The sequence below is a fragment of the Ensifer sp. Root127 genome (genome assembly GCF_001425225.1).
Taxonomy (GTDB): Bacteria; Pseudomonadota; Alphaproteobacteria; order Rhizobiales; family Rhizobiaceae; genus Ensifer; species Ensifer canadensis.
Window position 1 is genome coordinate 87,810 of record NZ_LMDX01000054.1, and the last position, 23,442, is coordinate 111,251.

The following is a 23,442-nucleotide window of genomic DNA, read 5'->3' on the forward strand; positions in this document are numbered from 1 at the left end:
ATTCCTGTGCTTGTCGCAGGAATCCAGCAGCGCCGCGTGCGCGGTGCACGAGATCATTTCTTCACGCGAGAGACATCGCGTGACTGGATCCCTGTGACAGGCACAGGGATGAGGTCCGAAAGGTGCCCTTTGGGCCAAGGAGTTACCGATGAGCGATAAGACCGTGAAAGATTGGGAAAACCTCGCCGAGCGCGAACTCAAGACGGCGCCGGAAAATCTTACCTGGCAGACGCCGGAAGGCATCGCGGTCAAGCCGCTCTATACCGCTGACGATCTCGATGGCATCGGCCATCTCGGCTCATTGCCCGGCTTCGCGCCATTCCTGCGCGGCCCGCGCGCGACGATGTATGCCGGTCGGCCCTGGACGATCCGGCAATATGCCGGGTTCTCGACGGCAGAAGCCTCGAACGCCTTTTACCGCAAGAACCTCGCTGCCGGTCAGAAGGGCCTTTCGGTCGCCTTCGACCTTGCCACCCACCGCGGTTACGACAGCGATCACCCGCGCGTCGAGGGCGATGTCGGCAAGGCGGGCGTGGCGATCGACAGCGTCGAGGACATGAAGATCCTGTTCGACGGCATTCCGCTGGAGGAAATGTCGGTGTCGATGACCATGAACGGTGCTGTCATCCCGATCCTCGCCTCCTTCATCGTCGCCGGCGAGGAACAGGGCGTTTCACGCGACAAGCTGTCGGGGACCATCCAGAACGACATCCTCAAGGAGTTCATGGTCCGCAACACCTATATCTACCCTCCGGAACCCTCGATGCGCATCGTTGCCGATATCATCGAGTATACGGCAAAGGAGATGCCGAAGTTCAACTCGATCTCGATCTCGGGCTATCACATGCAGGAGGCCGGCGCGACGCTGGTGCAGGAGCTCGCCTTCACGCTTGCCGATGGCCGCGAATACGTACGCGCCGCCCTTGCCAAGGGCCTGAACGTCGACGAGTTCGCCGGTCGCCTCTCCTTCTTCTTCGCCATCGGCATGAACTTCTTCATGGAGGCCGCCAAGCTTCGCGCAGCGCGGCTGCTGTGGACGCGGATCATGACGGAGTTCGAGCCGAAGAAGCCGTCGTCACTGATGCTGCGCACCCATTGCCAGACATCGGGCGTCTCGCTGCAGGAGCAGGATCCCTATAACAACATCATCCGCACCGCCTTCGAGGCGATGTCGGCAGCCCTTGGCGGCACCCAGTCGCTGCACACCAATTCCTTCGATGAGGCGATTGCGCTGCCAACCGAGTTTTCGGCGCGCATTGCCCGCAATACCCAGCTGATCCTGCAACATGAGACGGGCGTCACCAAGGTCGTCGATCCGCTGGCGGGCTCCTATTACGTCGAGAGCCTCACCAACGAGCTGGCGGAAAAAGCCTGGGCGCTGATCGAAGAGATCGAGGCGATGGGCGGCATGACCGAGGCGGTCAATGCCGGACTGCCGAAACGGCTGATTGAAGAGGCGGCCACCCGCCGGCAGGCGGCGGTCGACAAGGGCGAAGAAGTGATCGTCGGCGTCAACAAATACCGTCTCGACAACGAAGAGCCGATCGACATCCTGGAGATCGACAATACCGCCGTGCGTGCCGCCCAGATCCGCCGGATCGAGGAAACCAAGCGTCGGCGCAATTCGCAGGACGTGGCAAAGGCACTGGCCACTATTACCGAATTTGCCCGCACCGGCGACGGCAATCTGTTGGCCGCCGCGGTCGAGGCGGCCCGTGCCCGGGCAACCGTCGGCGAGATCTCCGACGCGATGCGCGCGGCCTTCGGCGACCATGCAGCAACACCCAAGGTGGTCAGCAAGATCTATGGCAAGGCCTATGAGGGCGAGCCCGAACTGGCTGTGCTCACCGAACGGCTGGGCGAGGTCTCGGACAAGCTCGGCCGCAAGCCGAAGATCATGGTGGCAAAGCTCGGCCAGGATGGCCACGACCGGGGGGCCAAGGTGATCGCTTCGGCCTTTGGCGATATCGGCTTTGACGTTCTGGCAGGCCCGCTGTTCCAGACCCCCGAAGAGGCGGCCGACATGGCGCTTGCCAGCAAGGTCAACGTCATCGGTGTGTCATCGCTTGCCGCCGGCCACAAGACCCTGATGCCGCAGCTTGCCGATGCGCTGAAAAAGCGCGGCGGCGAGGATATCATCGTCATCTGCGGCGGCGTCATCCCGCGGCAGGATTACGAGTATCTGATGGATAACGGCGTGTCCGCCGTCTTCGGCCCCGGCACGAACGTCCTTGATGCCGCCCGCGCGGTGCTCGACCTGATCGAAGGCAAGCGTCGAAACATTTGAAGCCTGACTGCACCGGGATTCCACCGGTGCCTTCTTCAAAGGACGGGCGCGACTGCGCACAATAGCAGTCCATCCAGTCCGCTCCGGTGTTCGACAAGCAAGAGCCGAAGTCGAAACGGGTGTAACATTGCTGTCTGGAACCCGAGCGGCGCGCACAATTGTCCAAGGACCGTTTTTCCGCCGGGGTTCAATCTGCGGGAGGACGGCAATGCGCAAACTTCAATCGCAAGGGGTCCATCACATCACGCTCGTCGGCGCGAACCGCCAGACGTCGATCGACTTCTGGGAGGGCGTGCTCGGCATGCCCTTCATCTTCGAGCAACCGAACCTCGACAGGGCGGCGGAAAGCCATCTTTATTTCGATCCGGGCGATGGCCGCCTGATCACCGTCTTCACCGACGAGGCCCGCAAGCCCGATCCCGATCGGACATCGACGGATATCGGCTGCGTGCATCACATCGCTTTCGCCGTCTCGCGCGCGACGTTCCAGCAAGCGGTCGACCGTCTCAACGAGCGGGAGATCCGCCATAGCGGCGTCAAGGATCGCGGCTTTATGGATTCGATCTATTTCGAGGACCCACTTGGCCTGTTGATCGAGCTTGCGTCCTATCGGTTCGAACCGCCGGCCGGCCACACTCATGCCGAGGTGCTGATGGAAGCGCACCGGATTCGCGTCGCCCGCAGCGAATACGCCATCGCCGAGGAGCATCTCGCCGATGCCATCGAGGCCCTGGTCGAGCGAACCCGGCCTTCATTGTCAACCGATCGGGTGCCCAGGAATCCGTACTGAGCACCCCCGCGAAAAGGGAGGAACACTCGTGTCTGCAATCAAACTCAATGTCATCAAGCCCAGCGTCAACAACCTGACGGCCCGCGTGTTCGTTCGCGCCGCAGGTCTCGATTTCAGCGAGCATGACGTTTATGGGCTTACGCGCTCGGCCGAGTATATGGCGAGGGCGCCTTCGCACCTGACGCCGATGATCGAAACGGCGGATTTGCCCAAGGGCGTACTGTGGGAAAGCTGCGCGATCATGCAGTATCTCTGCAACAAGCACGGGCTCAACGACTTTTATCCGAAGGATCCCGAGGCGCGCGCAATGATCGACAGCGCCATGTTCTACCTGATCGGCACCTTCTATCCCTATCTCGCGCGCGCCACTTATCCGGTGCTCAAGTTCCCACAATATCCAGGCGAAGTCGGCTATAGTGATGCAGACGCCGACACCAAGGAGCATGCGCGCAAGCAAGCTGCTGAGGCGCTGGCCGAACCGCTCGAAGTCTTCCACACGTTCTATATGGGCGAGAAACCCTTCATCGGTGGCACCAAACCGTCGATTGCCGACATGAGGCTTGCAGCGACGCTCGAATTCCTCGCGATAATCGACTATTCCCTGCCGGCCTGGGCGGCGACCTACATGGCGGCGGTCGAGAAATCGCTCGGCAACGCCTACTCCGAACCCGCCGCAGATGTTCGCGGCTATATCGACTACGTGAGAGCCCAGAGGCAAGAGGAACTGACAGGAAATAGACGTGATCGAATAGAATGAGTGAAGCGGATGTGGGAGAAGAACCGCAATGGCCGCATCGGCCGTTCATTGAACAAGAAGCGCTATGCCGGTCGCGCCGAGCGCCAGCGTCCAGAGGCGATCGAAGTTGATCCACGCCGAGCGCAGGGCGGCGAGGCCAAGCCACTCGAAGACCGCGAGCGCGACCGCCGCGATGACCGCGAGCATGACGCCGCTATGCACCGCAAGGGCGGCAAGCGCGACCGGGAGTGAGCTCGCCATTGGCATTGCGAGGTCGCCGGAGCGATCGGCCAGACAGATGCTGAGCATTGCGGGCACCAGCATCAACCCCGCCCCGTGGCTCGTTGCCATCAGGAAGGACCAGAACGCAAGGCCGGCCATGCCGGTTCGCATTCCCACTCTGACGCGTTGGCGGTGTCCGTAAACGGCGCCGTAGGCGGCAAGGCCAAGTATGAGCGAGGCGGCGGCAAGCCTGAAGCTGTCCAGATCCAGGGCTGCGCCGAATGCGATGACCACCACCAACACGGTCGCGATGGAAATCGCATGGCCAATCGCAATGGGAACAAGGGACAACCAGACGGTCCGCCGGCTCTGGCGGTGAAGCCCCAGCGCCACGGCGAAGAGCCAGCCCATCGCCGGATTGAGACCGTGAAAGGCGCCGAGGCCGGCAAGTGAAAGCCATGGCCAGAAGGTCGTCATTCGCCATGGTAGGGCCGCACGCCCGCACCCTCCTCACGGATAACAATAGGAATCGGACGAGCAGTCCCCGCCTTCCAGGCGAACCTGATGCGGGCGATGGCCTTTCGGCCAATCGACGAAGAAATTCTCGTCAAACGCGATTCCGCCGCCCTCATTGACATCCAGCTTGACCATCCACCCGTCGATACCGTCGGGATAGAATTGCGGGTCGATTGCGCCATAGAGCGAATTGGTGAAATAGACCCGCTTGCCGTCCCGGCTGATCTCCACCATCTGCGGCCCGCCGTTCAACGCTCCGTTTGCAGCCTTCGGATGGGTCGCTCGTGATACGATCCCACCGATGCGCACTCGGCCCGTCTCCTTCGGGGCGAATGGGTCGGAAACATCATATTGGATCATGTCACCGGTGCCCCAACAGGAAACATAGAGGAACCGATCGTCCATCGACAGGTCGATGTCCGTGACGAGCGGTGCGACCGCGCCGAAGCCCTTGAGCACGGGCGGCAGGAGATCCGGATCGGCGGGCTCTGCCGGGATCTCGATCACCTTCTTGACCGCCCATTGGTTTCCGTCGCGATACCAGGTCCAGATCGATGCCGAGAGGTCCTTGATGCTGATGACACAGCCGACGAAACCGTAGGCCCTGGTCGGATCGTGGGCCGGGCGCAGTTCAAAGATGAGTTGGTGCTCCTCGCCGAGGTCGATCTCCTGCAGGTGCTTGCGCTTGTGCAGATCCCAGAAGTGCAGCCTGCGGCCGTATTTCGAACCGAGCAACACTTCCGGAACCAGCCCGTTCTCGAAGGTATCCGGCGTGCCCCATTCGCTGGTAATCAGCGTGTCGTGACCGAGATGCCACCAGAAGTCATAGGCGAGCTTCTGCGGTCCACGATCCATTTCCCATTGGCCGAGCACGTCGAAACTCTCGTGATCCAGCAAGAAGATGCCGCCGGGCGCATTACCGTCGCGGTCGGCGAGCGCGTTGACGTAGATGCCCTCGGGGCCGCAATGGATGGTGTGCAACCGCGAATAGTTCGCCTTTTCGGCAATTTCGGAAGGCTCGATCACGCGGATGATCTTCGGATTGCGCGGGTCCGGCTTGGTGTCGATGATGTGGAGCCGCGAAGATCTCAAACCCGGGACTACGAGATAGCGACGCTCGACATGCGGGTGCGGCGCATTGGGGCAAAGACAGGAGGAGCAGGCGTTCCAGCCGAAATGATGGAGCTCGTCGCCAACGTTCGGCATATCGACCTGTGCAACGATTTGCGAATAGCTCGGTGACGTCGGGTCGACATCGACCACGGCGATTGCATCCGGCCTCGCCCGCTCAGGATCGAAGGCTGCGACATAGGCCAAGGTTTCCCTGGGAGCCTTGGCCGCCATGCGTGGTGAAGGATAAAAAGAAGGATCGGGTCGCCACGTCGCCATTTCCATTCTCCCTGGAGAATTCCCAATGCGTGGATCCTGATGCAGCCTTTGGTGATGCGGCAAAAACGCGTCGGAAATGCGGCGCATTGCCTCATTTCCTCAAAAGGAGCGACGCGGCTACCTGTCGGGCATTGCATCGATCATCGCCTGGGGCTTACCGCCCCCGCTTGTCGCCCTATCTTCTGTCGGATTCTTGGTTTGGGGCGCCATGGTTGTGCTCTGACCAAAGTGCACTTATGTTCTGGTCATGACGTCGATAGCAGATGCGCTCGGTCCCATTGGCCTCATGGGACGTTTGCTTGCCCGCTTTTGGCCGCAACTGCTCCTGATCGGGGCGGTAGGGTATATCGTGCGAGACCTGCTGCTGCGTGCCGCGGTCGAGGTGGGTTTGCGCCACCCGCTCGGCGGCATGGTGGTGCTGTCGCTCGTCGTCCTTGCCAAGCTCATCATCGTGGTCCTGATGTTTCTAGCCCTGCGTCCGGGATTGCCCGCGCTGGAATCGCTCCGGCAGACGAAGAGCGCGCCGGTCTCGCCAGGCAAATCTGGCAGCAACGATCGGCGCTTGCTGGCCGTAACCGCCGCAGCGATCTTGCCTTTCTTCGCCTACTACGCGGCGTGGGGCTTCCTCGGCAACACGGTGCGTGAATATTCCCGGCTGGCGCTCGACAACGTCGCCTTCGGCGAGAAGGCCGAATTCTTTAACATCCTCAGTTCAAGCGGCCTGCTCCTGTCCATCGCTGTTTGCTGGGTGGTGCGCTGGGTCGCCAAGCGCATGAGCAAAAAGAGCGAGGCGCCAGCTTGGCGCTTGATTATCGTTGCCGCCGACGCAAGCTGGATCTTTATCGGTCTTTACGGGCTCTCGATTTGGAAGGATGAATTCATCACCTGGCTCGGCGCCGGCAAACTGCTGAGCACTCTTGATTGGGGCAACAGCTTGCAACTGATCGGCGTTGCCTATGCCGCGGAGAACTTCATACCCGTCGAATTTCGCAAGCCCGACTGGCTGGCGCAGGCGCAGAGCCTGTTCTTCTACGCCCTCTTGCCGATGGTCTGGCTGGTGATGGCCGCAATCATCAACGGCTATGAACTTTCCGCGGCCGGTCCCCGCACCATGCCGGCACGGACCAGCGCACGGAGCTGGCGCAAATGGCTCATCGATTTTCTCGAACACTTCGTCAGCGACTATCGCTCGCGTTATGGGCCGGTCTGGACCTGCCTGAAGCTGACACTCGGCGCAGGGCTTGCAACCTTGCTCACCTTCATCGTCGCCTATCGCCTGATCGGTTGGCTTGGGGCCTGGCTTTGGTTTGCAACAACGCGCCTGCTCGGCGTCGAAGAGTTCGCGACCTGGGAGTTTGTATTCAGCATCCTGGTCGTCTTCATCGGCAGTCCCAGCGATCTCGACGGCGGCATTTTGCTCGATGCCATGCGCATCTCGCTGCTGGCAGCCATGCTCGAACGAGCCATTTCGCGGGCAAGACCTGCGGCGGCCCCTACAGCGCCGCGCGTCTTTTTGGACGCGCAAAGGTCGCTGTAGCACTTTGGATTGCTGCAGGCGTGCAATCCTATCGTCGCACCTGACGTCCGATCTTCGGCTAGCGACCAAAGGGGAAGTTCGACCCAACGCGGGCCTGACGCGTCGACGCGAACCCGTTGGGCGAGTTGCGTGATTAGACGGGAACGTAGGTCAACCTGATCACGTCATCCCGGATACCAGGCGTCAGATTCTATCCACTAACTACGCTTCCACTTGAATACGAGCGCGCCGTCGTCTGCTCCCAAAACCTCGACCACGAGCGAAAGATCGCTTGCTTTGGCCGGCACCATAAAACTTTCCGCCATTCTGACTGTGGCGCCGTTTCCGGCATTTGCAAAAGCGAAGCTCGAACAGCGCGGGCGATCCGCCACCTCGGGATACATCTCGCGCACGATTGGTTCCGTCAGCATCAAGGGCTCGAAGCGCCGCCCCTCCGCATCCACCAGCCGGACGCGGCACACACTCTGGGCCAGCTTTGCCAGTTCTTTCGGTTCGCTTTCGAATTCCGCCAGAACAACGCGCGCGTCATCAGATGGACCGGGCAGCCGTTTCAGGTCCGCAAGCTTCCATTGCCCGCCCGCATAGGGCTGGAGCACACCACTTTCGACGATGATGTCGCGCTTACCGGAAAACAAAGGCATCTCACGCATACTGTCCCAGGCGTGGACGACGATCGCCAACGGCAGCACGGCGACGAGTGCCACGAGGTAGGTCCAGAACAGGCGTCTTTCGCTCATGAACTGCCTCTCTTCATTTTGCAGCCAGCGTCCACGGCATGCTGCCGCTGCCGCGCGCAAGCGTTATCGATGGTTTGATTTCCAGCGGGGCCTTCTGGTCGAACTCGATCCAAAGCTCCTCGCCGAGAGGGGTCAGGCCAGAGCGCGCGATGAGCAGACGACCGCCGCTGATCGCCGTCTCGGGCAACTCGAACGCCACGAGCACCGGCTTGGGCAAGCCCGGCTCCAGTTGCTCGGTCGGCAGATAGCCGCGCATGGCCGAGAAGCGTTGACTAAGGGCATAGCGGATGCCGCTTGGCGACAACCATTTCGCCGACAGCAACGTCAGGCTCTCTTTTTTGGCAACCGCTGCACCTTCGATGATCAACCAGACGCCCGAGCTTGAATAATCGCGCACCCGCCCGAAGCTCTCGGTCTTGATCGCCCGCGCCAGATGCACGTTCGCGGCACCATAGGCAAAGGCATGGCTTTCCACCCGCTCACCCGCTTTGCCGCGGATCGCAATCGGCGACGTGATATCGCCATAGCCCGGCGTGTTGTGCTGCATCGCGTAGAGCACGAGAGCGCCCAGCCCGAGCAACAGGATTGTGCGCAACCCGACGATCATTGCACTGCCTCGTCCGGTTGCCCGCTTACGGCCAGTTCGACGATAGCGGCCTTGCCGTCATCAAACCATCCGGGCGCGCCATAGAGATTGTCGCGCGGCTTGTAGATCTGCTTGGCGACCGAAAGGCGCAGCGCCTTTGGGTTCGGCAAATCCTCCGGCCAATCCCAAACAGCGATGATCTTCTCCGGCATGCCAGGGTTGATATCGCTCGCGATCCATTTGTCACGGGCGAGGTAGTAGACCGGCTCGGGAAGTGTGGTCGGGGTTGGCGTCTCGATCGAGACGAGCTCCATGAACGCATTGCTTGTCGCGGCCGAGCGATTGTCGAGTTCGAGGTCAACCGTCAGGAACCGCTTGGGGTCGACAGGCTTGATTCCCGTAGGGGGGACTTCCGCCATCGAGGCATTGTTTATCGTGATAACCCAACGTCCTGTGTCGATTGGCTCGCCCTTCCTGGCAAGCTCAACGGGAGCGGGATTGGCCGCCTCATAGACTGCGGTTGCGAAGGAGACGGCCGCAGCCGCCATGCCCCCGATGCCCGTCACGAGCATCGCCAGAAGACGCCGCTTCAATTTCGACCGTCGCGCGATCGACATTGCACCTCCGCCCAGATTTGATCGCTCCTGCAACCGCAAGATAGTATGGCTCGGCCGAGAAATCAAAGTGCGGAGCCTTTTCGACCGCCCGCCAACCACTCCGGGGGGCAAAACCGAGATCATTCTTCACTTATCTTGATCTTGCGGACCTTTCCAAAACTCTTGTCTAAGGCGGGCAGCCGCCTCTCGTAGTTGACCTTGACATGGGGGGACGCACCGTGGTCGCTCTCCTTCATCAGGACGACGACCAGCCGACTGTCTGCGAGGGAGAGATGCACCTCAAACGGTTCATCCGCCTGTTTGGCGCCGATGTTAGGCCGCCATCGCCCAGTTCCGCTGGCGTAGGATGTCGGGCGATAACTGTTGGCAGTCACAACTGCCGACCAGCCCGCTTCGCTGACAACGGTAAGGACAGTGCCGTGCCGAACAACGCTGAGGCAGCCTTGGCAGCGTATGAGCGTCGCGCCTACTTCGCGCCAGAGCCCAGAAATTCCGCTATCGTCCGCCCGCACGGATTGCGCCGCTAGCAGCAAAGTACCGATCAAAACCAGTAAGCCTACAGGTCCGCTCACCGAAGCTCGTCTCCACCAATCCGTTCAGACATTTCCTATTGGTTGACTCGGGCACGAAGATCAACTTTTGCAGGCAAAAACGAATTAACGCAACCCGGTAGATTACGTTTCGATCCGCAGTTTCATTCGGTCGGCGGCAAAACAGCTACGGGAATACTCCACGGGCTTGCCGTCGAGGTCCGCATTGACCGACTGCGCCTCCAGCACGATCGCACCAGCCGAGAGTTTCAGCATCGAGAGTTCGTCGCTGTCGGCATGGCGGGCGACGATCTCGGTCGAAACGCGCACGTAGTCGTCAAGGCCGTGGGCGGCAAACGCCTTGGTTACGGAATGCCGTTGCTCGAACTCTTCCGCCATGCGGGGAAACCGGGCGGCGGGATAGTAACTTGACGAAACGGAGAGCGGACGGCCATCGCCGCTGCTGACGGTGCGCAATTCGATCACCGGTTCACCCGGCGCGATACCCAGTGCCGAGGCGATGTCGCCAAATGCCTTCAGTTCGGCATGGCCGAGCAGGCGGGTGCCGATCTCCTTCACCTGCCGGCCGAGACCCTGCGAGAAGCGGGTGCGACGCGAGATTGGATAGCTCACCCTCTCCTTGCGCTCGATCATCGTACCGCGGCCCTGGACGGCACGAACCAACCCTTCCTCGGCAAGGGCTGCCAGTGCACTCCTGACGGTGTGCCTGTTGACGCCAAACTCGCCCGCAAGCACCGTTTCGGGCGGCACCATGCCGACAGCGTCGTAGTCACCATTGCTGATCGCCAGCCGGATCCGGTCTGCGATCTGCCGCCAGAGCGCGACGCCTGTCTGCCGTTCAACCACTTTTCGCATTGCCCACTTTTCGAATTGCCATGTCACAAGCCTGTCATTTGCGGACGCTAAGGAAAAGTATAAGATGTGCACTTGTCTAGATCAATAGACATTTGAGGTGAAAATGATGGATGCGAAGCTGAAACAGGAAAGTCCGCCGGACATGGCGCGCAAGGAAGGCATGCGGCTGCTGGCCCGCGCTTCTTCGGAAGGACTCATGGCCGCCTGGGAGGCACTTGCCGACAAGCCTGATGTGTCGCCCGTGCGCGGACCGGAAACGGGCTTGGTCATGGTTCGCGGCCGCATCGGCGGCGGCGGCGATGCCTTCAATCTGGGCGAGGCGACCGTGTCGCGCGCGACGATCCGACTTTCGACCGGCGAAATCGGCCATGGCCAGTTGCTGGGCACCGACAAGCAGCGCGCCCGCCTTGCTGCAATCTTCGATGCGCTCTTCCAGCGTGAAGCCGACCGCCCGGCCGTCGAGGCGCTCTACCGCGTAATTGCTTCGCGCATCGAGACGGAAGATCGCCGCACCGCAGAGGAAACCGCCGCGACACGCGTCGACTTTTTCACCATGGTTCGCGGAGACGACTGATGGTCAGCCAATCGCAAATCTATGCCGGCGCCTTCGCCGACCCGGTCTTTTCGGCCCAATCCGTATTCAAGAGCCTGATGGACGGCTTTGCCCGCCCGGGGCAGATCATCCGTCTGGAGGCGTCGAGCGTGCCGCCAGCGCCAATGGGCGCGGCTGCCGGAGCCGTGGCCCTGACGCTGTGCGATCACGACACCGCCGTCTGGCTCACGCCCGCCCTTGGCAAATCTGCGGTACCGCAGTGGATCGCGTTCCACACTGGCGCACCGGTGACGGACACCAAAACCGATGCCCGCTTTGCCTTTGTCGAGAGGGGCGCGCCGGTTCCGGGCTTCGACCAGTTTTCGCTCGGCACGCAGGAATATCCGGATCGCTCGACGACGCTCGTCATCGAGATCGAAGCGCTGACCGGCGGCGAACCGCTGACCGGCCGCGGACCGGGTATCAAGGACGATGTCACCATTGCGGTGCGTGGCCTGCCTGAAGTCTTCCTCGACTTCTGGAGCGCCAACCGCGCAATTTTCCCGCGCGGCATCGACCTCGTGCTGACGGCAGGCGACAGCGTTCTCTGCCTGCCACGCACTTCAAGACTTTCGCGACAGGAGGCATAACCCATGTATGTTGCAGTGAAGGGCGGCGAAGCCGCCATTGCCAACGCCCATCGCCTCCTTGCCGATCGCCGCCGTGGCGACCGCACGCTCCCGTCGATCACGATCCAGCAGGTCGTCGAACAGCTTGGCCTTGCCGTCGATCGCGTCATGGCCGAGGCCTCGCTTTACGATCGGGAACTCGCAGCGCTTGCCGTGCGCCAGGCGCGCGGCGACATGATCGAAGCAATTTTCATCCTGCGCGCCTACCGCACGACGCTGCCGCGCTTCGGCTATTCCGAGCCGGTGAACACCGCGACCATGAAGGTCGAACGCCGCGTCTCGGCCACCTACAAGGACCTGCCCGGAGGACAATTGCTGGGCCCAACCTTCGACTACACCCATCGTCTGCTCGACCCCTCGTTGATCGACGACGCGGCCGTCGCGGAACCGGCCGTCAAGGAGCCGGGCGAACATGTGATGCGCGTTTCCGACATTCTCGACGGCGAAGGCCTGATCGAAGGCGATGGCCGCATGCCCGAAGGCCATGTCATGGGCGACCTCACCCGCGAGCCGATGGAATTTCCAATGGCCCGCGACCTGCGCCTGCAGGCCCTGGCACGCGGCGACGAGGGCTTTCTGCTGGCGCTCGCCTACTCGACGCAGCGCGGCTATGGCCGCACGCATCCCTTTGTCGGTGAAGTCCGCATCGGTGAAGTCGAAGTCGAATTGGACCTGCCGGAACTCGGCTTTGCCGTCTCGCTCGGCGTCATCCGCGTCACCGAGTGCCAGATGGTCAACCAGTTCATGGGATCGGCGAAACAGCCGCCGCAGTTCACCCGCGGCTATGGCCTCGTCTTCGGCCAGAGCGAACGCAAGGCCATGTCGATGTCGCTCGTCGACCGAGCGCTGCGCACCGACGAATTCAACGAAGACATCGTTGCGCCTGCGCAGGACCAGGAATTCGTGATTTCGCATGCCGACAACGTCCAGGCGACCGGTTTCGTCGAACACCTGAAGCTGCCGCACTATGTCGATTTCCAGGCTGAACTCGACCTCGTTCGGCGCATGCGCCGCGACTATGACGCTGCCCGCGCCGGCGGCCAGGACGGCATGAAGGAGGCCGCCGAATGACCGACCTTGCCACCTACAACTTTGCCTATCTGGACGAGCAAACCAAGCGGATGATCCGCCGCGCCATTCTGAAGGCGATCGCCATCCCAGGTTACCAGGTTCCCTTCGCCTCGCGCGAAATGCCGATGCCCTACGGCTGGGGCACCGGCGGCGTGCAGGTTACCGCGTCGATCCTCGGACCGAAGGACGTGCTGAAGGTCATCGACCAGGGTGCCGACGACACCACCAACGCCGTGTCGATCCGCGCCTTCTTCCAGAAGGTCGCCGATGTCGCAGTGACGACGAAGACTAAGGAAGCATCCATCATTCAGACGCGCCACCGCATTCCCGAGGAAGGTCTGAGCGAAGGCCAGACGCTGGTCTACCAGGTACCGATCCCGGAGCCCCTGCGCTTCCTCGAGCCGCGTGAGACCGAGACCCGCAAGATGCATGCGCTCGAAGAATACGGGTTGATGCATGTGAAGCTCTATGAGGACATTGCCCGCAACGGCCATATCGCCACCACCTATGCCTATCCGGTGAAGGTCGAGGGTCGCTACGTCATGGATCCCTCGCCGACGCCGAAGTTCGACAATCCGAAGATGCACATGTCGGAAGCGCTCCAGCTTTTCGGCGCCGGCCGTGAAAAGCGCATCTATGCGGTTCCGCCCTATACCGAGGTCGTCAGCCTCGATTTCGACGATCACCCGTTCGAAGTGCAGAAGTTCGACAAGCCCTGCGCCCTCTGCGGCGCCGAGAACGTCTATCTCGACGAGGTCGTGCTCGACGACAAGGGCGGACGCATGTTCGTCTGCTCCGACACCGACCATTGCGAAGACCGCCGCGACTGCGGCCACGCTGGACACATGCTTGCCCGCCAGGAGGCCGCAGAATGAGTGCCGTACCGCTTCTGAAAGTCAACGACGTCTCGAAATTCTACGGCAGCCGCATCGGATGCCGAAATGTCTCCTTCGATCTTTTCCCCGGCGAAGTGCTGGCGATCGTCGGAGAATCCGGCTCGGGCAAGACGACGCTTCTGTCCTGCCTTTCGACCCGGTTGATGCCGACATCCGGCATCGTCGAATACCATATGCGCGACGGCCAGTATCGGGATCTCGCCCGCATGGGCGAGGCCGAGCGACGCTTCCTGATGCGCACCGACTGGGGCTTCGTCCACCAGAACCCGGCCGATGGCCTCAGAATGACGGTCTCGGCCGGTGCCAATGTCGGCGAGCGCCTGATGGCCGTTGGCGACCGGCACTATGGCAACATCCGTGCCGCCGCCAGCGACTGGCTGGAACGCGTCGAGATCGGCATCGACCGCATCGACGACCAGCCCCGCGCCTTTTCGGGCGGCATGCGCCAGCGCCTGCAGATTGCCCGCAATCTCGTCACCTCCCCTCGCCTCGTCTTCATGGACGAGCCGACCGGCGGCCTTGACGTTTCGGTGCAGGCTCGCCTGCTCGATCTCGTGCGCGGGCTTGTGCACGATCTTGGCCTTGCCGCCATCATCGTCACCCACGATCTCGCTGTCGCACGGCTTTTGTCGCACCGCATGATGGTGATGAAGGACGGCGCCGTCATCGAGCAGGGGCTAACCGACCGCGTGCTCGACGATCCGCGCGAGCCCTATACCCAGCTCCTCGTCTCCTCCATCCTACAGGTATGACGCATGATCCCGAAAAGTGAAAATCGGTTTTCGATCAAGATCATGCGCAAAGGAAAGTAAGAATCATGGCTACGCCCCTTGTTGTTTCCGAAGTCGCAAAGAGCTTCACCATGCACCTGCGCGACGGCGTGCGCCTGCCCGTCGTCGCCAATGTCTCCTTCTCGGTCAAATCAGGCGAATGCGTCGTTCTCGGCGGCCCTTCGGGCGTCGGCAAGAGTTCGATCCTGAAAATGCTTTACGGCAATTACGGCGTCGATGAAGGCCAGATCCTGATGGAGCACGACGGCAAGCTGGTGAACCTCGCAACCGCCGAACCGCGCACCGTGCTTGAAGTCCGGCGCGCAACGCTCGGATATGTCAGCCAGTTCCTGCGCGTCGTGCCGCGTGTCTCGGCGCTCGATATCGTCGCCGAGCCGCTGCAGGCGCGTGGCGTCGCCATGGAAGATGCCCGCGCACGCGCCGCCGAGCTTCTGTCGAAGCTCAACCTGCCTGGGGAATTGTGGTCGTTGCCGCCCGCGACCTTCTCTGGCGGCGAGCAGCAGCGCGTCAACATCGCCCGCGGCTTCATCACCGACCACAAGATCCTGCTTCTCGATGAGCCGACGGCTTCGCTCGACGCGAAAAACCGTGCGGTGGTCGTCGAGATGATCGCCGAGAAGAAGGCGAAGGGAACGGCATTGATCGGCATCTTCCACGATGAGGAAGTCCGCGACGCGGTGGCTGACCGCATTCTCGACGTGTCAGCCTTCTCGCCGCGAAAGGCCGCCGCATGAGCCAGAAACTCGGGCTCGAGCCTTTCATCCACCCGACCGCGAGCGTCAACAACTCGACGCTCGGCCGCTATACCGAAGTCCAGGAGCGCTCGCGCCTGGAAGAGGTCGAGTTCGGCGACTACTCCTACATCATGCAGGACGGCTCGATCTGGTGCGCGACGGTCGGCAAATTCGTCAACATCGCCGCCGCCGTGCGCATCAACGCCACCAACCATCCGACCTGGCGCGCAACGCTCCATCACTTTACCTATCGCGCTCCGAACTACTGGGACGATACCGAAGTCGATCACGATCTTTTCGCCTGGCGCCGGTCGAACCGGGTGACCATCGGCCATGACGTCTGGATCGGTCACGGTGCGACGGTGCTGCCGGGCGTCAATGTTGGCAACGGTGCGGTGATTGGAGCCGGCGCTGTCGTCTCCAAGGACGTAGCACCCTTTACGATCGTCGGCGGCGTGCCGGCAAAGCTCATCCGTGATCGGTTCAATGCCGGCATTGGCGAACGGATGGATAGCCTCGCCTGGTGGGATTGGGACCATCAGCGCCTGCGCAAGGCGCTCGACGATTTCCGCGAACTGACGGCCGAGGAGTTTCTCGTTCGCTACGCCTGAGCACGCCGAGGTCAGCGCCGCAGTTAGGGCCGAAGCTGCCCCCTCGGCAGAAACGCCTCGAAAGTCCGGATTGGTGGGGGGGTGCGGACGCTAGGGAGCGTCATGCGAAGTTGGCTGTTCGCCGTCGAGCGCGCTTTCTTCAGTCCTGGATTGCAAACCAACTGATTGCAACTAGTATATATCGCCCAGAATTACAAAGCTTACCGGGGGTAAGGACAATCATTTCCACCGACAAAGAAAGCCGACAGGCATCTGCAAGTTAAACCGCAGTGCGCGATAGGGATATACACTATGCAATCGGGATAAAGCCATGCGAAGTGACGTAAACATCACATCGAATACATATTGCAGATTATGCCGTTCCTGGCGCATAAATGTCATCGGCACCGCCCTGGAAAAAAAAGTGGCGGACGTTGGTCGAATAGAGGAACTGCACTGACCTTGTGACTTTGAATTTTCTTCTCTGCCACTCACCGGAAGGAACACGGAGATGGCTGTATGAAGTTGCTCAGAGAACCTCTACTGCATTTCGCCGTCGCCGGCGCGCTCGTGTTTTGCGGCTACTCATGGCTGCATGACAAGCGGGCGGAGGACGGGGCTGAACCTGTCCGCATCGGCGAGGGCGACATCCGATGGCTGAGGCAGACGTGGTCGAGCCAATGGTTACGTGATCCGACCGCCGGCGAGTTGAAGGGAATGGTCGACGGTCTCCTGAGCGAAAGGCTTCTGGCACGCGAGGCCAAGGAGATGGGCCTCGATCAGGATGACACCATCATCCGCCGCCGCCTGGCGCAAAAACTCAAATTCATGATTGAGGACACCGCCCAACTGGCTGAGCCGACTGAGGCGGAACTGCGGAAATTCTACGCGGCCAACTCGTCGCGCTTCGAGACGCCTGGCAAGTTGTCGTTCAAGCAGGCCTACTTCAGTCCCGAGCGCCGCGTTGACGCTGCGGCAGACGCCAAGGCGGCGCTCGCCAAATTGAACGGCGGCGACGTCGAGCCGGCGGCAGGCGACCGGCTGCTCCTCGGGAACAGCTTCGACGATGCAGACGCAGCGGCTATTTCGGCCATGTTCGGTGCCGATTTCGCGCACGACGTCCTGGCACTTCAACCGGGCGGGTGGAGCGGACCGGTGAAATCCGGCTATGGCTTCCATCTGGTGTTTGTCACACAGCGCGCGGCGGCAACTCCGAAACCTTTCGAAACGGCGCGGGACGCTGTCCTCGCCGAGTGGCGCAGCGCGAAGCAAGCCGAACTTACCCGCAATTATCTCGTCGAGCTTCGCAGGAAGTATGGGGTCGAACTGGATGACGGCGTGAGCGCGACTCTGGGTTCCGAGCCCGCGTCGAAGGCGGCTGCGAAATGAGCGGGCGACCCCGCCCATCCCTGTTCGTGCGAGAGGCTTGCTCCGCAGCGAGGTTGGTTTGGCTGGTTGCACTTACAGTGGCTGCCATGCTGTTCTCGGAGGCCGCCTTCGCACATGAAGTGCGCCCCGCCTACCTCAGCATCCGGGAAGAAGCGCCGAACGAGTTGCGCGTGCTCTTCAAGACGCCCATGCAGGGCGATGCGCGGCTGGCGCTGAAAGCCTTGTTTTCCGGCAGGATCGAGATGATGAACCCGGTCGTCTCGCATCCGACCGGCGATGCGATGGTACAGACCTGGCGCATCCGAACCCTGGAGCCACTCGCCGGCCAGACGGTGCTGATCGACGGGTTGCAGAACACCATGACCGACGCCCTGGTCCACCTGGTGCTTGCCAATGGCAACACCTGGACGGCTCGGCTGACACCCGGCACGCCATCTGCGCTGATACCCGCATCGCAAAGCACCTGGGGCGTCTTTACCACCTATGTTCGTCAGGGCATCGAGCACATCGCGTTTGGCTTCGATCACCTGCTCTTCGTCGCCGCTCTGATACTGATCGTGCGCGACTGGCGCAGGCTGGTGAAGGCGGTTACCGCCTTCACCGTTGCTCACTCGATCACGTTGACCTGCGCGACGCTCGGCTGGGTGACACTACCATCGCGACCAGTCGAGGTGATGATCGCCATCAGCATCGTCATGGTGGCGGCAGAAATCGTGCGCATGGAGCGTGGCCAGACCAGCCTTGCGATCACCAGTCCATGGATGGTGGCCTTCGCCTTCGGGCTGCTGCATGGTTTCGGTTTCGCTGGCGCACTGGTCGAAATCGGTTTGCCGCAAGGCGACATTCCGCTGGCATTGGTGGCGTTTAATTTCGGGGTCGAACTTGGGCAACTGGCGTTCATCGGAGCATTGCTGACGCTGGCGCATGTTGTCCGTCGCTTTGCCGCAATGCCGCGCGGGGCAGCCGTTGCCTCGGCGTACGCGATCGGGATTGTCGCGGCATTTTGGTGCGTCCAACGGCTTGACGCCATCTTCCTGTAGGGCAGCGCAAGCCGTGAAGTTCTTACAGCTCGTTGAGTAGGAAAGATGAGAGCGAGAAGTTAACCGTCGATCGGGAGGATGTCATGCGCGTTTTGATGCCTTTGGCCGGATTGGCCTTGGTTGCGACCACGGCATTTGGTTACCCCACACTGGCACAGGAAACCATAGATAAGGGGACGCTCGATCCCAATATGGTCGACACACTCTTCCCGAAGCCGGGGTATTCGCCTTACGCCGGCAATAGGTTCCCGTCCCGTCCGCTGTTTGGCGATACGCACCTGCACACGTCTCAGTCGTTCGACGCCATCGCCTTCGGCAACTCCCTCGGACCGGAGGAAGCCTATCGCTTCGCACGCGGCGAGGAAGTCATCTCCTCGACCGGTCAGCATGCACGATTGAGCCGCCCGCTTGATTTTCTGGTCGTGTCCGATCACGCCGAGAACATGGGCACGCTGGGCGAAATCAAGACCGGAAACCCGACCTTGATGAATGATCCTGAACTGAAACGCTGGAACCAGATGATGGCAGCCGGCGGCGACCAGGCGATGAACATCTACTACGAAATCATGGCGAGCGTCGGTGGTGGAGGCAAGCATTTGCCGGCTGCGCTTCGTTCGGACGAACTGACGCGGTCGGTGTGGCAAAAGAACGTCCAGGCTGCGGAGAAATACAACGATCCCGGCACGTTTACTGTATTGATCGGCTATGAATGGTCATCCAACACCGGCGGCAACAACTTGCATCGGGTGGTCGTCTTCCGCGACGGCGCGGAAAAGACGGAGCCGATCCTGCCATTCTCGTCCTTGCAGAGCGACAATCCGGAAGACCTATGGAAGGCTCTCCAAAACTACGTGACGAAGACCGGCGGCAGCGTGCTCGCCATCCCACATAACGGCAATCTGTCGAACGGCCTGATGTTCCCGTTGATCAATCCCGTCGGAGGAAAGCCTATCACCGCGGAGTATGCGCGCACCCGCGCAAGCCTCGAGCCGCTGATGGAAGTTACCCAGATGAAAGGCGACGGGGAGACGCATACCACGCTGTCGCCGACTGACGAGTTCGCCAACTTCGAGCGGTGGGATATGGGCAACCTCGACCTGAGTGCGGCGAAAACTCCTGATATGCTGCAGTTCGAGTATGCGCGCTCGGCCCTCAAGAACGGCCTGAAACTCGAGAAAGAGCTTGGCGTGAACCCGTACAAATATGGATTGATCGGATCGACGGATTCCCACACGTCGCTCGCCGCGGTCGAAGAGAACAACTTCTTTGGCAAACTCCCTGCGGCAGAACCGAGCGCCGGCCGCGCGATACACCCAATCGCCAAGTTCGGCGACAAGGAGGTCATCGGCTGGGAAGTCGTTTCGAGCGGCTATGCTGCCGTCTGGGCGATAGAGAACACGCGTGAAGCCATCTTCGACGCAATGAAGCGTAAGGAGGTCTACGCCACCACTGGGCCGCGGATGCTGGTTCGGCTGTTTGGCGGATGGGAGTTCGCCGAGGCGGACGCCAAGACGCGAAGCCCGGCAGCGGTCGGATACGCCAAGGGTGTTCCGATGGGAGGCGACCTGCCGCCCGCGCCCGCAGGGAAAAAGGCTCCTACGTTTCTGGTGGCCGCGCTGAAGGACCCGATCGGCGCGAACCTCGACCGCTATCAGATCGTCAAGGGCTGGATGGATGCGGCGGGGCAATTGCACGAGCAAGTCTATGACGCCGCATGGTCCGGAGAACGTAAGCCTGGCATTGACGGCAAGGTGCCGCCTGTGGGAAACACGGTTGACGTCGCCGACGCCACCTGGACCAATACCATCGGCGCGCCAGAATTGATCTCGGTCTGGACCGACCCCGCCTTCGACCCGGCCCAGCGCGCCTTCTACTACGCTAGAGTGCTGGAAATTCCGACGCCGCGCTGGACGGCCTACGACGCGAAGTACTTCGGCGTCACCATGCCGTCCGAAGTGCCAATGACGTCGCAGGAGCGGGCTTACACCTCACCGATCTGGTACAATCCGGCGGGCTAGGCGAGAAGGTTGAAGAAGACTGGTCTTTGCTACGGACATCAGCGCAAGTCGCGCAAAAGTTTGCAGCGGTTTTGCGATAACGACACGCGCAAGAACAAGACAACAAAAAGGGCGCGGTTGGGAGGATCCACGCCCTTTTTGCGAGGAATGGACCGGACGGCGTTATCAGGCGTCGACGGCTTCCTTCAGAAAGTCGGCGGCGACGCGGGCGGTGAGCGCCAGCGACACGGCGCCTGCATCCGGATGGCCGATGCTCTTTTCCGCAAGCGGCCGAGCACGGCCGAGTTTCGGCGTCAGGCTGGACGTGGCGTCAGCCGCATCGCTGGCAGCCTTGGCCGCCGCCTCCCAAGCCTTGTTCAACGACTTCAGGTTTTCAAATTCCCGCTCCAACGTGTCGACGAACGGCACGAGGGCGTCGACCAAGGTCTTGTCGCCGACGCGGGCGCGCCCGAGACGGGTGACGCCGTCGAGCGCGAGCCGCGCACCTTCGATGATGGCCGCATCCGCAGGCTTGTCGTCGTCGGAAAATGCATTACTCCAGGAGCGAAGAAGCAGGCCCCAGATTGCGCCCGACGTGCCGCCCGCGCGATCGGCCCAGGCATCGCCCGCCGTTGCCAGCACACTGGCAGCGCCTGCCCCAGCAGCTACCGCAGAGTTCGCGGCCTCCTGGGCCGCCGCAGAGCCCCGGCGCATGCCCTGGCCATGGTCGCCGTCGCCGGCAAAGGCGTCGATACGGCCGAGTTCGTCTTCAGCTTGCTTCAGGGCATCGGCAACCTTGCCGATCAACCGGGCAATGCACTTACCGCTTTCCCTGGAGGCCTGCGACGCAGGCGCGAAGGTCGCGGGACCATCCTCATCGGAAATCGTATCGGTCGCCGGCTCTGCGTTGATGATCGCGCCCTTGCGCAGCACCGGTGCATCGCATGGCGCACGCCAGTAGGTTTCAAGCTCTTCGTCGAGCCAGAGCAGCGACAGCGAGCAGCCCTGCATGTCCAGGCTGGTGACGAACTCGCCGCATTCCGGATCGACGATTTCGAGGCCAGCCGCCTTCAATTCCTGTTCGACGGCGACCCAAAGAACGAAAAGCTCTTCGTACTTGGTCGAGCCCAGTCCGTTCAGCACCGGCGCGACCTTTGCCGTCCCGGCCGGACGTTCGGCCAGCAGTTTGCCGACAAGCAATTTCGCAAGCTCGGTTGCCGTTACGACCTTTTCTTCGCTGATGCCCGGCTCGCCGTGAATGCCAAGACCGAGCGCCATTTCGCCCTTCGGAACCGTGAAGAGCGGACGGTTCGCGCCCGGCAGGGTGCAGCCGCCGAAAGCGACCCCGAAGGAGACGGTGCGATCATTGGCAAGGCGGCTGACGCGCTCGACCTCGTCCAGCGACAGACCGGCTTCGGCCGCAGCGCCTGCAATCTTGAAGACCACGAGATCGCCGGCGATGCCGCGGCGCTTAGGCGCCGTTACAGCGGCAGCGCTGGCAACATCGTCAGTCACCGGCACGATGCGCACGTCGATGCCTTCGGCCCGAAGGCGTTCGGCGGCAACGCCGAAATTCAGCACGTCCCCGGCATAGTTTCCGAAACCGAGGAGAACGCCGCCGCCCTGGTCGGCATGACGGCAGACACGCGCGACGGCAGCGGTCGACGGCGAGGCAAAGACGTCACCGGCGACGGCAGCATCAGCCATGCCTGGGCCGACATAACCTGCAAAGGCCGGATAATGGCCGGAGCCACCACCGATAACGACGGCGACCTTGCCCTTCGGCACCTTGGTCGAGCGCACGACGCCGCCCTTCACCAGGCGGACATTGCGGGCATAGATGGAGCTGAAGCCGGCGAGCGCGGTTACGGCGAAATCTTCCGGTGCGTCAAAGATCGTGGTCATCGCTACTTGTTCCTTAGTCGCGAGGCAGAATGCGCCTCAGATAGTCCCGATTGGTTGCGCTGACGGAAAGGCCATCGCCACCGTAATGCTCGCAGAGGAACGGGCTCTGGAACCCGTGCGAAAGCGCCATGCGAATGGCGGAACGGTAGTTGATCACGCCGAACTCCAGCGGGGCTGGATGGGTCACGATCAGCCCCGAAGTTTCGTCCTCGGTGCGGTTGTAGTTCTTGACGTGCCAGTATTTGGCAAAGGGTGCAACCTTCGCCATCATTTCCTGCCAGTGCTCGACTGGACGATGCAGGCGGATCAGGTTGCCGAGGTCGGCGTTGATGCCGACATTCGCAAGACCGACGTCGGTAACGAAGCGCACCGCGCTATCGGCGGAACCTATGTACGTGTCTTCATACATCTCGAGCGCCAGCTCGATGCCGAGTTCTTCGGCATGGCGGCCGAGCTCGCGGATGCGCGAGACACCCTTCTGCCAGATGGCTGCGTCATCAGGGTTCTTGACGCCATCGACTGTCCAGAACCACAGCGCCTTCTTCTGCGCATCGGTCAACGGACCGAAGAACCCGAAGGAGACCGAACCTGCCCCGATCGCCGCAGCCGTATCGATGACCCGATGACCATAGGCGAGATACTCGTCGCCATGAACCGGATCGATGACGCTGCGACGCGCAGTCGAGATCCCCGGCATCGTCAGGCCGAGATCACGCGTCAATGCGACGAAGCTCTCGAGCCGTGCCGGTGACAAATCGGCAAGACGGATCCAGCTGTCGGTCGGGTCGAGCTCAGTGAAGCCGGCATCGACGACGTCATCGAGTGTCAGTGCCCATTCCTCGACCGACTGGTCCTGAACCGAGCGGCCATCCGCCAGGATGTTCGGATACTGGATCATGGCGGCCGCGATAGGCCAGGTGTCACGGTTCCATTTGCGCGGCGCGTTTGCCATGGCGTTTCCCCAATTTTTTGAAGTTTGGTGCGG

23 protein-coding genes are annotated in these 23,442 nt (G+C 61.7%); 14 read left to right on the plus strand and 9 right to left on the minus strand.

The genetic code is table 11. The features are described from left to right. Window positions 1-148: 148 nt before the first annotated feature. The 3 genes from scpA (at window position 149) to ASD03_RS35620 (ending at window position 3,834) form a co-directional block, all read left to right on the plus strand. Window positions 149-2,287 (plus strand): methylmalonyl-CoA mutase, encoded by a 2,139-nt coding sequence (gene scpA / locus ASD03_RS35610; protein ID WP_057218854.1) that lies wholly within the window; start codon window positions 149-151, stop codon window positions 2,285-2,287. Between the two features lie 208 nt (window positions 2,288-2,495). Beyond that, complete coding sequence (locus ASD03_RS35615) at window positions 2,496-3,077, plus strand: VOC family protein (RefSeq protein ID WP_057204634.1); 582 nt, start codon at window positions 2,496-2,498, stop codon at window positions 3,075-3,077. A gap of 28 nt (window positions 3,078-3,105) precedes the next feature. After that, the gene (locus ASD03_RS35620; protein WP_057218858.1) at window positions 3,106-3,834 is read left to right on the plus strand and encodes a glutathione S-transferase family protein; all 729 of its coding nucleotides are present in this window, start codon (window positions 3,106-3,108) and stop codon (window positions 3,832-3,834) included. A 45-nt stretch (window positions 3,835-3,879) separates the two neighbouring features. On the opposite strand, the gene ASD03_RS35625 is transcribed toward ASD03_RS35620, so the two are convergent. Next, window positions 3,880-4,512, minus strand: coding sequence for a hypothetical protein (locus ASD03_RS35625; RefSeq protein ID WP_057218861.1), 633 nt, complete (start codon window positions 4,510-4,512; stop codon window positions 3,880-3,882). A gap of 33 nt (window positions 4,513-4,545) precedes the next feature. Further along, window positions 4,546-5,940 carry a selenium-binding family protein gene (locus tag ASD03_RS35630; protein ID WP_057218862.1) on the minus strand — a complete coding sequence of 465 codons (1,395 nt, stop codon included), beginning with the start codon at window positions 5,938-5,940 and terminating at the stop codon, window positions 4,546-4,548. Window positions 5,941-6,187: 247 nt separating this feature from the next. On the opposite strand from ASD03_RS35630, the gene ASD03_RS35635 reads away from it, so the two are divergent. After that, window positions 6,188-7,477, plus strand: a complete 1,290-nt coding sequence (locus ASD03_RS35635; RefSeq protein WP_057218864.1) for a hypothetical protein — start codon at window positions 6,188-6,190, stop codon at window positions 7,475-7,477. 197 nt (window positions 7,478-7,674) lie between these two features. Here the strand turns inward: ASD03_RS35635 and ASD03_RS35640 are convergent, their stop codons facing one another. The 5 genes from ASD03_RS35640 to phnF all read right to left on the minus strand — a co-directional run bounded on the left by ASD03_RS35640 (window position 7,675) and on the right by phnF (window position 10,823). Further along, on the minus strand, window positions 7,675-8,214 hold the full coding sequence (locus ASD03_RS35640) for a hypothetical protein (protein ID WP_057218866.1): 540 nt from the start codon (window positions 8,212-8,214) through the stop codon (window positions 7,675-7,677). Between the two features lie 13 nt (window positions 8,215-8,227). Further along, entirely contained in the window at window positions 8,228-8,821 is a 594-nt protein-coding gene (locus tag ASD03_RS35645) for a hypothetical protein (protein ID WP_057218868.1), read from the minus strand. After that, the gene (locus ASD03_RS35650; protein WP_057218869.1) at window positions 8,818-9,417 is read right to left on the minus strand and encodes a hypothetical protein; all 600 of its coding nucleotides are present in this window, start codon (window positions 9,415-9,417) and stop codon (window positions 8,818-8,820) included. The genes ASD03_RS35645 and ASD03_RS35650 overlap by 4 nt, the downstream gene beginning before the upstream one ends. Window positions 9,418-9,536: 119 nt before the next feature. Continuing rightward, window positions 9,537-9,989, minus strand: coding sequence for a hypothetical protein (locus tag ASD03_RS35655; RefSeq protein ID WP_057218871.1), 453 nt, complete (start codon window positions 9,987-9,989; stop codon window positions 9,537-9,539). A 102-nt stretch (window positions 9,990-10,091) separates the two neighbouring features. Further along, the gene (gene phnF, locus ASD03_RS35660) at window positions 10,092-10,823 is read right to left on the minus strand and encodes a phosphonate metabolism transcriptional regulator PhnF (RefSeq protein ID WP_057218873.1); all 732 of its coding nucleotides are present in this window, start codon (window positions 10,821-10,823) and stop codon (window positions 10,092-10,094) included. 106 nt (window positions 10,824-10,929) lie between these two features. Between phnF and phnG the strand changes: the two genes are divergently transcribed. From phnG to ASD03_RS35710, 10 genes are all read left to right on the plus strand, one after another. Further along, complete coding sequence (phnG, locus tag ASD03_RS35665) at window positions 10,930-11,397, plus strand: phosphonate C-P lyase system protein PhnG (protein ID WP_057218875.1); 468 nt, start codon at window positions 10,930-10,932, stop codon at window positions 11,395-11,397. After that, on the plus strand, window positions 11,397-12,005 hold the full coding sequence (gene phnH / locus ASD03_RS35670; RefSeq protein WP_057218877.1) for a phosphonate C-P lyase system protein PhnH: 609 nt from the start codon (window positions 11,397-11,399) through the stop codon (window positions 12,003-12,005). Before phnG ends, phnH begins: the two co-directional genes overlap by 1 nt. Window positions 12,006-12,008: 3 nt before the next feature. Continuing rightward, window positions 12,009-13,115 (plus strand): carbon-phosphorus lyase complex subunit PhnI, encoded by a 1,107-nt coding sequence (locus ASD03_RS35675; protein ID WP_057218879.1) that lies wholly within the window; start codon window positions 12,009-12,011, stop codon window positions 13,113-13,115. Further along, window positions 13,112-13,990 carry an alpha-D-ribose 1-methylphosphonate 5-phosphate C-P-lyase PhnJ gene (locus ASD03_RS35680; protein WP_057218881.1) on the plus strand — a complete coding sequence of 293 codons (879 nt, stop codon included), beginning with the start codon at window positions 13,112-13,114 and terminating at the stop codon, window positions 13,988-13,990. Before ASD03_RS35675 ends, ASD03_RS35680 begins: the two co-directional genes overlap by 4 nt. Beyond that, window positions 13,987-14,763 carry a phosphonate C-P lyase system protein PhnK gene (gene phnK, locus ASD03_RS35685; RefSeq protein WP_025429075.1) on the plus strand — a complete coding sequence of 259 codons (777 nt, stop codon included), beginning with the start codon at window positions 13,987-13,989 and terminating at the stop codon, window positions 14,761-14,763. The genes ASD03_RS35680 and phnK overlap by 4 nt, the downstream gene beginning before the upstream one ends. Before the next feature lie 65 nt (window positions 14,764-14,828). Continuing rightward, window positions 14,829-15,536 (plus strand): phosphonate C-P lyase system protein PhnL, encoded by a 708-nt coding sequence (gene phnL / locus ASD03_RS35690; RefSeq protein WP_057218883.1) that lies wholly within the window; start codon window positions 14,829-14,831, stop codon window positions 15,534-15,536. Continuing rightward, window positions 15,533-16,147: a DapH/DapD/GlmU-related protein gene (locus tag ASD03_RS35695; RefSeq protein WP_057218885.1), complete on the plus strand. Its 615-nt coding sequence runs from the start codon at window positions 15,533-15,535 to the stop codon at window positions 16,145-16,147. Before phnL ends, ASD03_RS35695 begins: the two co-directional genes overlap by 4 nt. A gap of 498 nt (window positions 16,148-16,645) precedes the next feature. Next, window positions 16,646-17,515, plus strand: coding sequence for a peptidylprolyl isomerase (locus ASD03_RS35700; RefSeq protein ID WP_057218888.1), 870 nt, complete (start codon window positions 16,646-16,648; stop codon window positions 17,513-17,515). Beyond that, complete coding sequence (locus ASD03_RS35705; RefSeq protein ID WP_057218890.1) at window positions 17,512-18,555, plus strand: HupE/UreJ family protein; 1,044 nt, start codon at window positions 17,512-17,514, stop codon at window positions 18,553-18,555. Before ASD03_RS35700 ends, ASD03_RS35705 begins: the two co-directional genes overlap by 4 nt. Window positions 18,556-18,638: 83 nt before the next feature. Then, a complete protein-coding gene (locus ASD03_RS35710; protein ID WP_057218892.1) occupies window positions 18,639-20,573 on the plus strand; it encodes a DUF3604 domain-containing protein in 1,935 nt (644 codons plus the stop codon). A 165-nt stretch (window positions 20,574-20,738) separates the two neighbouring features. Here the strand turns inward: ASD03_RS35710 and ASD03_RS35715 are convergent, their stop codons facing one another. Together ASD03_RS35715 and ASD03_RS35720 are read right to left on the minus strand one after the other, a co-directional pair. Then, complete coding sequence (locus ASD03_RS35715) at window positions 20,739-22,457, minus strand: dihydroxyacetone kinase family protein (RefSeq protein WP_057218894.1); 1,719 nt, start codon at window positions 22,455-22,457, stop codon at window positions 20,739-20,741. Window positions 22,458-22,470: 13 nt separating this feature from the next. Then, on the minus strand, window positions 22,471-23,409 hold the full coding sequence (locus ASD03_RS35720) for a sugar phosphate isomerase/epimerase family protein (RefSeq protein WP_057218896.1): 939 nt from the start codon (window positions 23,407-23,409) through the stop codon (window positions 22,471-22,473). Between the last annotated feature and the right edge of the window lie 33 nt (window positions 23,410-23,442).

Coding starts and splice junctions, on each gene's coding strand:
- ASD03_RS35675 (WP_057218879.1), top strand. CDS start 12,009: ATGTATGTTGCAGTGAAGGGCGGCGAAGCCGCCATTGCCAACGCCCAT.
- scpA (WP_057218854.1), top strand. CDS start 149: ATGAGCGATAAGACCGTGAAAGATTGGGAAAACCTCGCCGAGCGCGAA.
- ASD03_RS35705 (WP_057218890.1), top strand. CDS start 17,512: ATGAGCGGGCGACCCCGCCCATCCCTGTTCGTGCGAGAGGCTTGCTCC.
- ASD03_RS35630 (WP_057218862.1), bottom strand. CDS start 5,940: ATGGCGACGTGGCGACCCGATCCTTCTTTTTATCCTTCACCACGCATG.
- ASD03_RS35715 (WP_057218894.1), bottom strand. CDS start 22,457: ATGACCACGATCTTTGACGCACCGGAAGATTTCGCCGTAACCGCGCTC.
- phnG (WP_057218875.1), top strand. CDS start 10,930: ATGGATGCGAAGCTGAAACAGGAAAGTCCGCCGGACATGGCGCGCAAG.
- ASD03_RS35625 (WP_057218861.1), bottom strand. CDS start 4,512: ATGACGACCTTCTGGCCATGGCTTTCACTTGCCGGCCTCGGCGCCTTT.
- ASD03_RS35615 (WP_057204634.1), top strand. CDS start 2,496: ATGCGCAAACTTCAATCGCAAGGGGTCCATCACATCACGCTCGTCGGC.
- ASD03_RS35720 (WP_057218896.1), bottom strand. CDS start 23,409: ATGGCAAACGCGCCGCGCAAATGGAACCGTGACACCTGGCCTATCGCG.
- phnH (WP_057218877.1), top strand. CDS start 11,397: ATGGTCAGCCAATCGCAAATCTATGCCGGCGCCTTCGCCGACCCGGTC.
- ASD03_RS35645 (WP_057218868.1), bottom strand. CDS start 8,821: ATGATCGTCGGGTTGCGCACAATCCTGTTGCTCGGGCTGGGCGCTCTC.
- phnL (WP_057218883.1), top strand. CDS start 14,829: ATGGCTACGCCCCTTGTTGTTTCCGAAGTCGCAAAGAGCTTCACCATG.
- ASD03_RS35635 (WP_057218864.1), top strand. CDS start 6,188: ATGACGTCGATAGCAGATGCGCTCGGTCCCATTGGCCTCATGGGACGT.
- ASD03_RS35710 (WP_057218892.1), top strand. CDS start 18,639: ATGCGCGTTTTGATGCCTTTGGCCGGATTGGCCTTGGTTGCGACCACG.
- ASD03_RS35695 (WP_057218885.1), top strand. CDS start 15,533: ATGAGCCAGAAACTCGGGCTCGAGCCTTTCATCCACCCGACCGCGAGC.
- ASD03_RS35700 (WP_057218888.1), top strand. CDS start 16,646: ATGAAGTTGCTCAGAGAACCTCTACTGCATTTCGCCGTCGCCGGCGCG.
- phnF (WP_057218873.1), bottom strand. CDS start 10,823: ATGCGAAAAGTGGTTGAACGGCAGACAGGCGTCGCGCTCTGGCGGCAG.
- ASD03_RS35680 (WP_057218881.1), top strand. CDS start 13,112: ATGACCGACCTTGCCACCTACAACTTTGCCTATCTGGACGAGCAAACC.
- ASD03_RS35650 (WP_057218869.1), bottom strand. CDS start 9,417: ATGTCGATCGCGCGACGGTCGAAATTGAAGCGGCGTCTTCTGGCGATG.
- phnK (WP_025429075.1), top strand. CDS start 13,987: ATGAGTGCCGTACCGCTTCTGAAAGTCAACGACGTCTCGAAATTCTAC.
- ASD03_RS35640 (WP_057218866.1), bottom strand. CDS start 8,214: ATGAGCGAAAGACGCCTGTTCTGGACCTACCTCGTGGCACTCGTCGCC.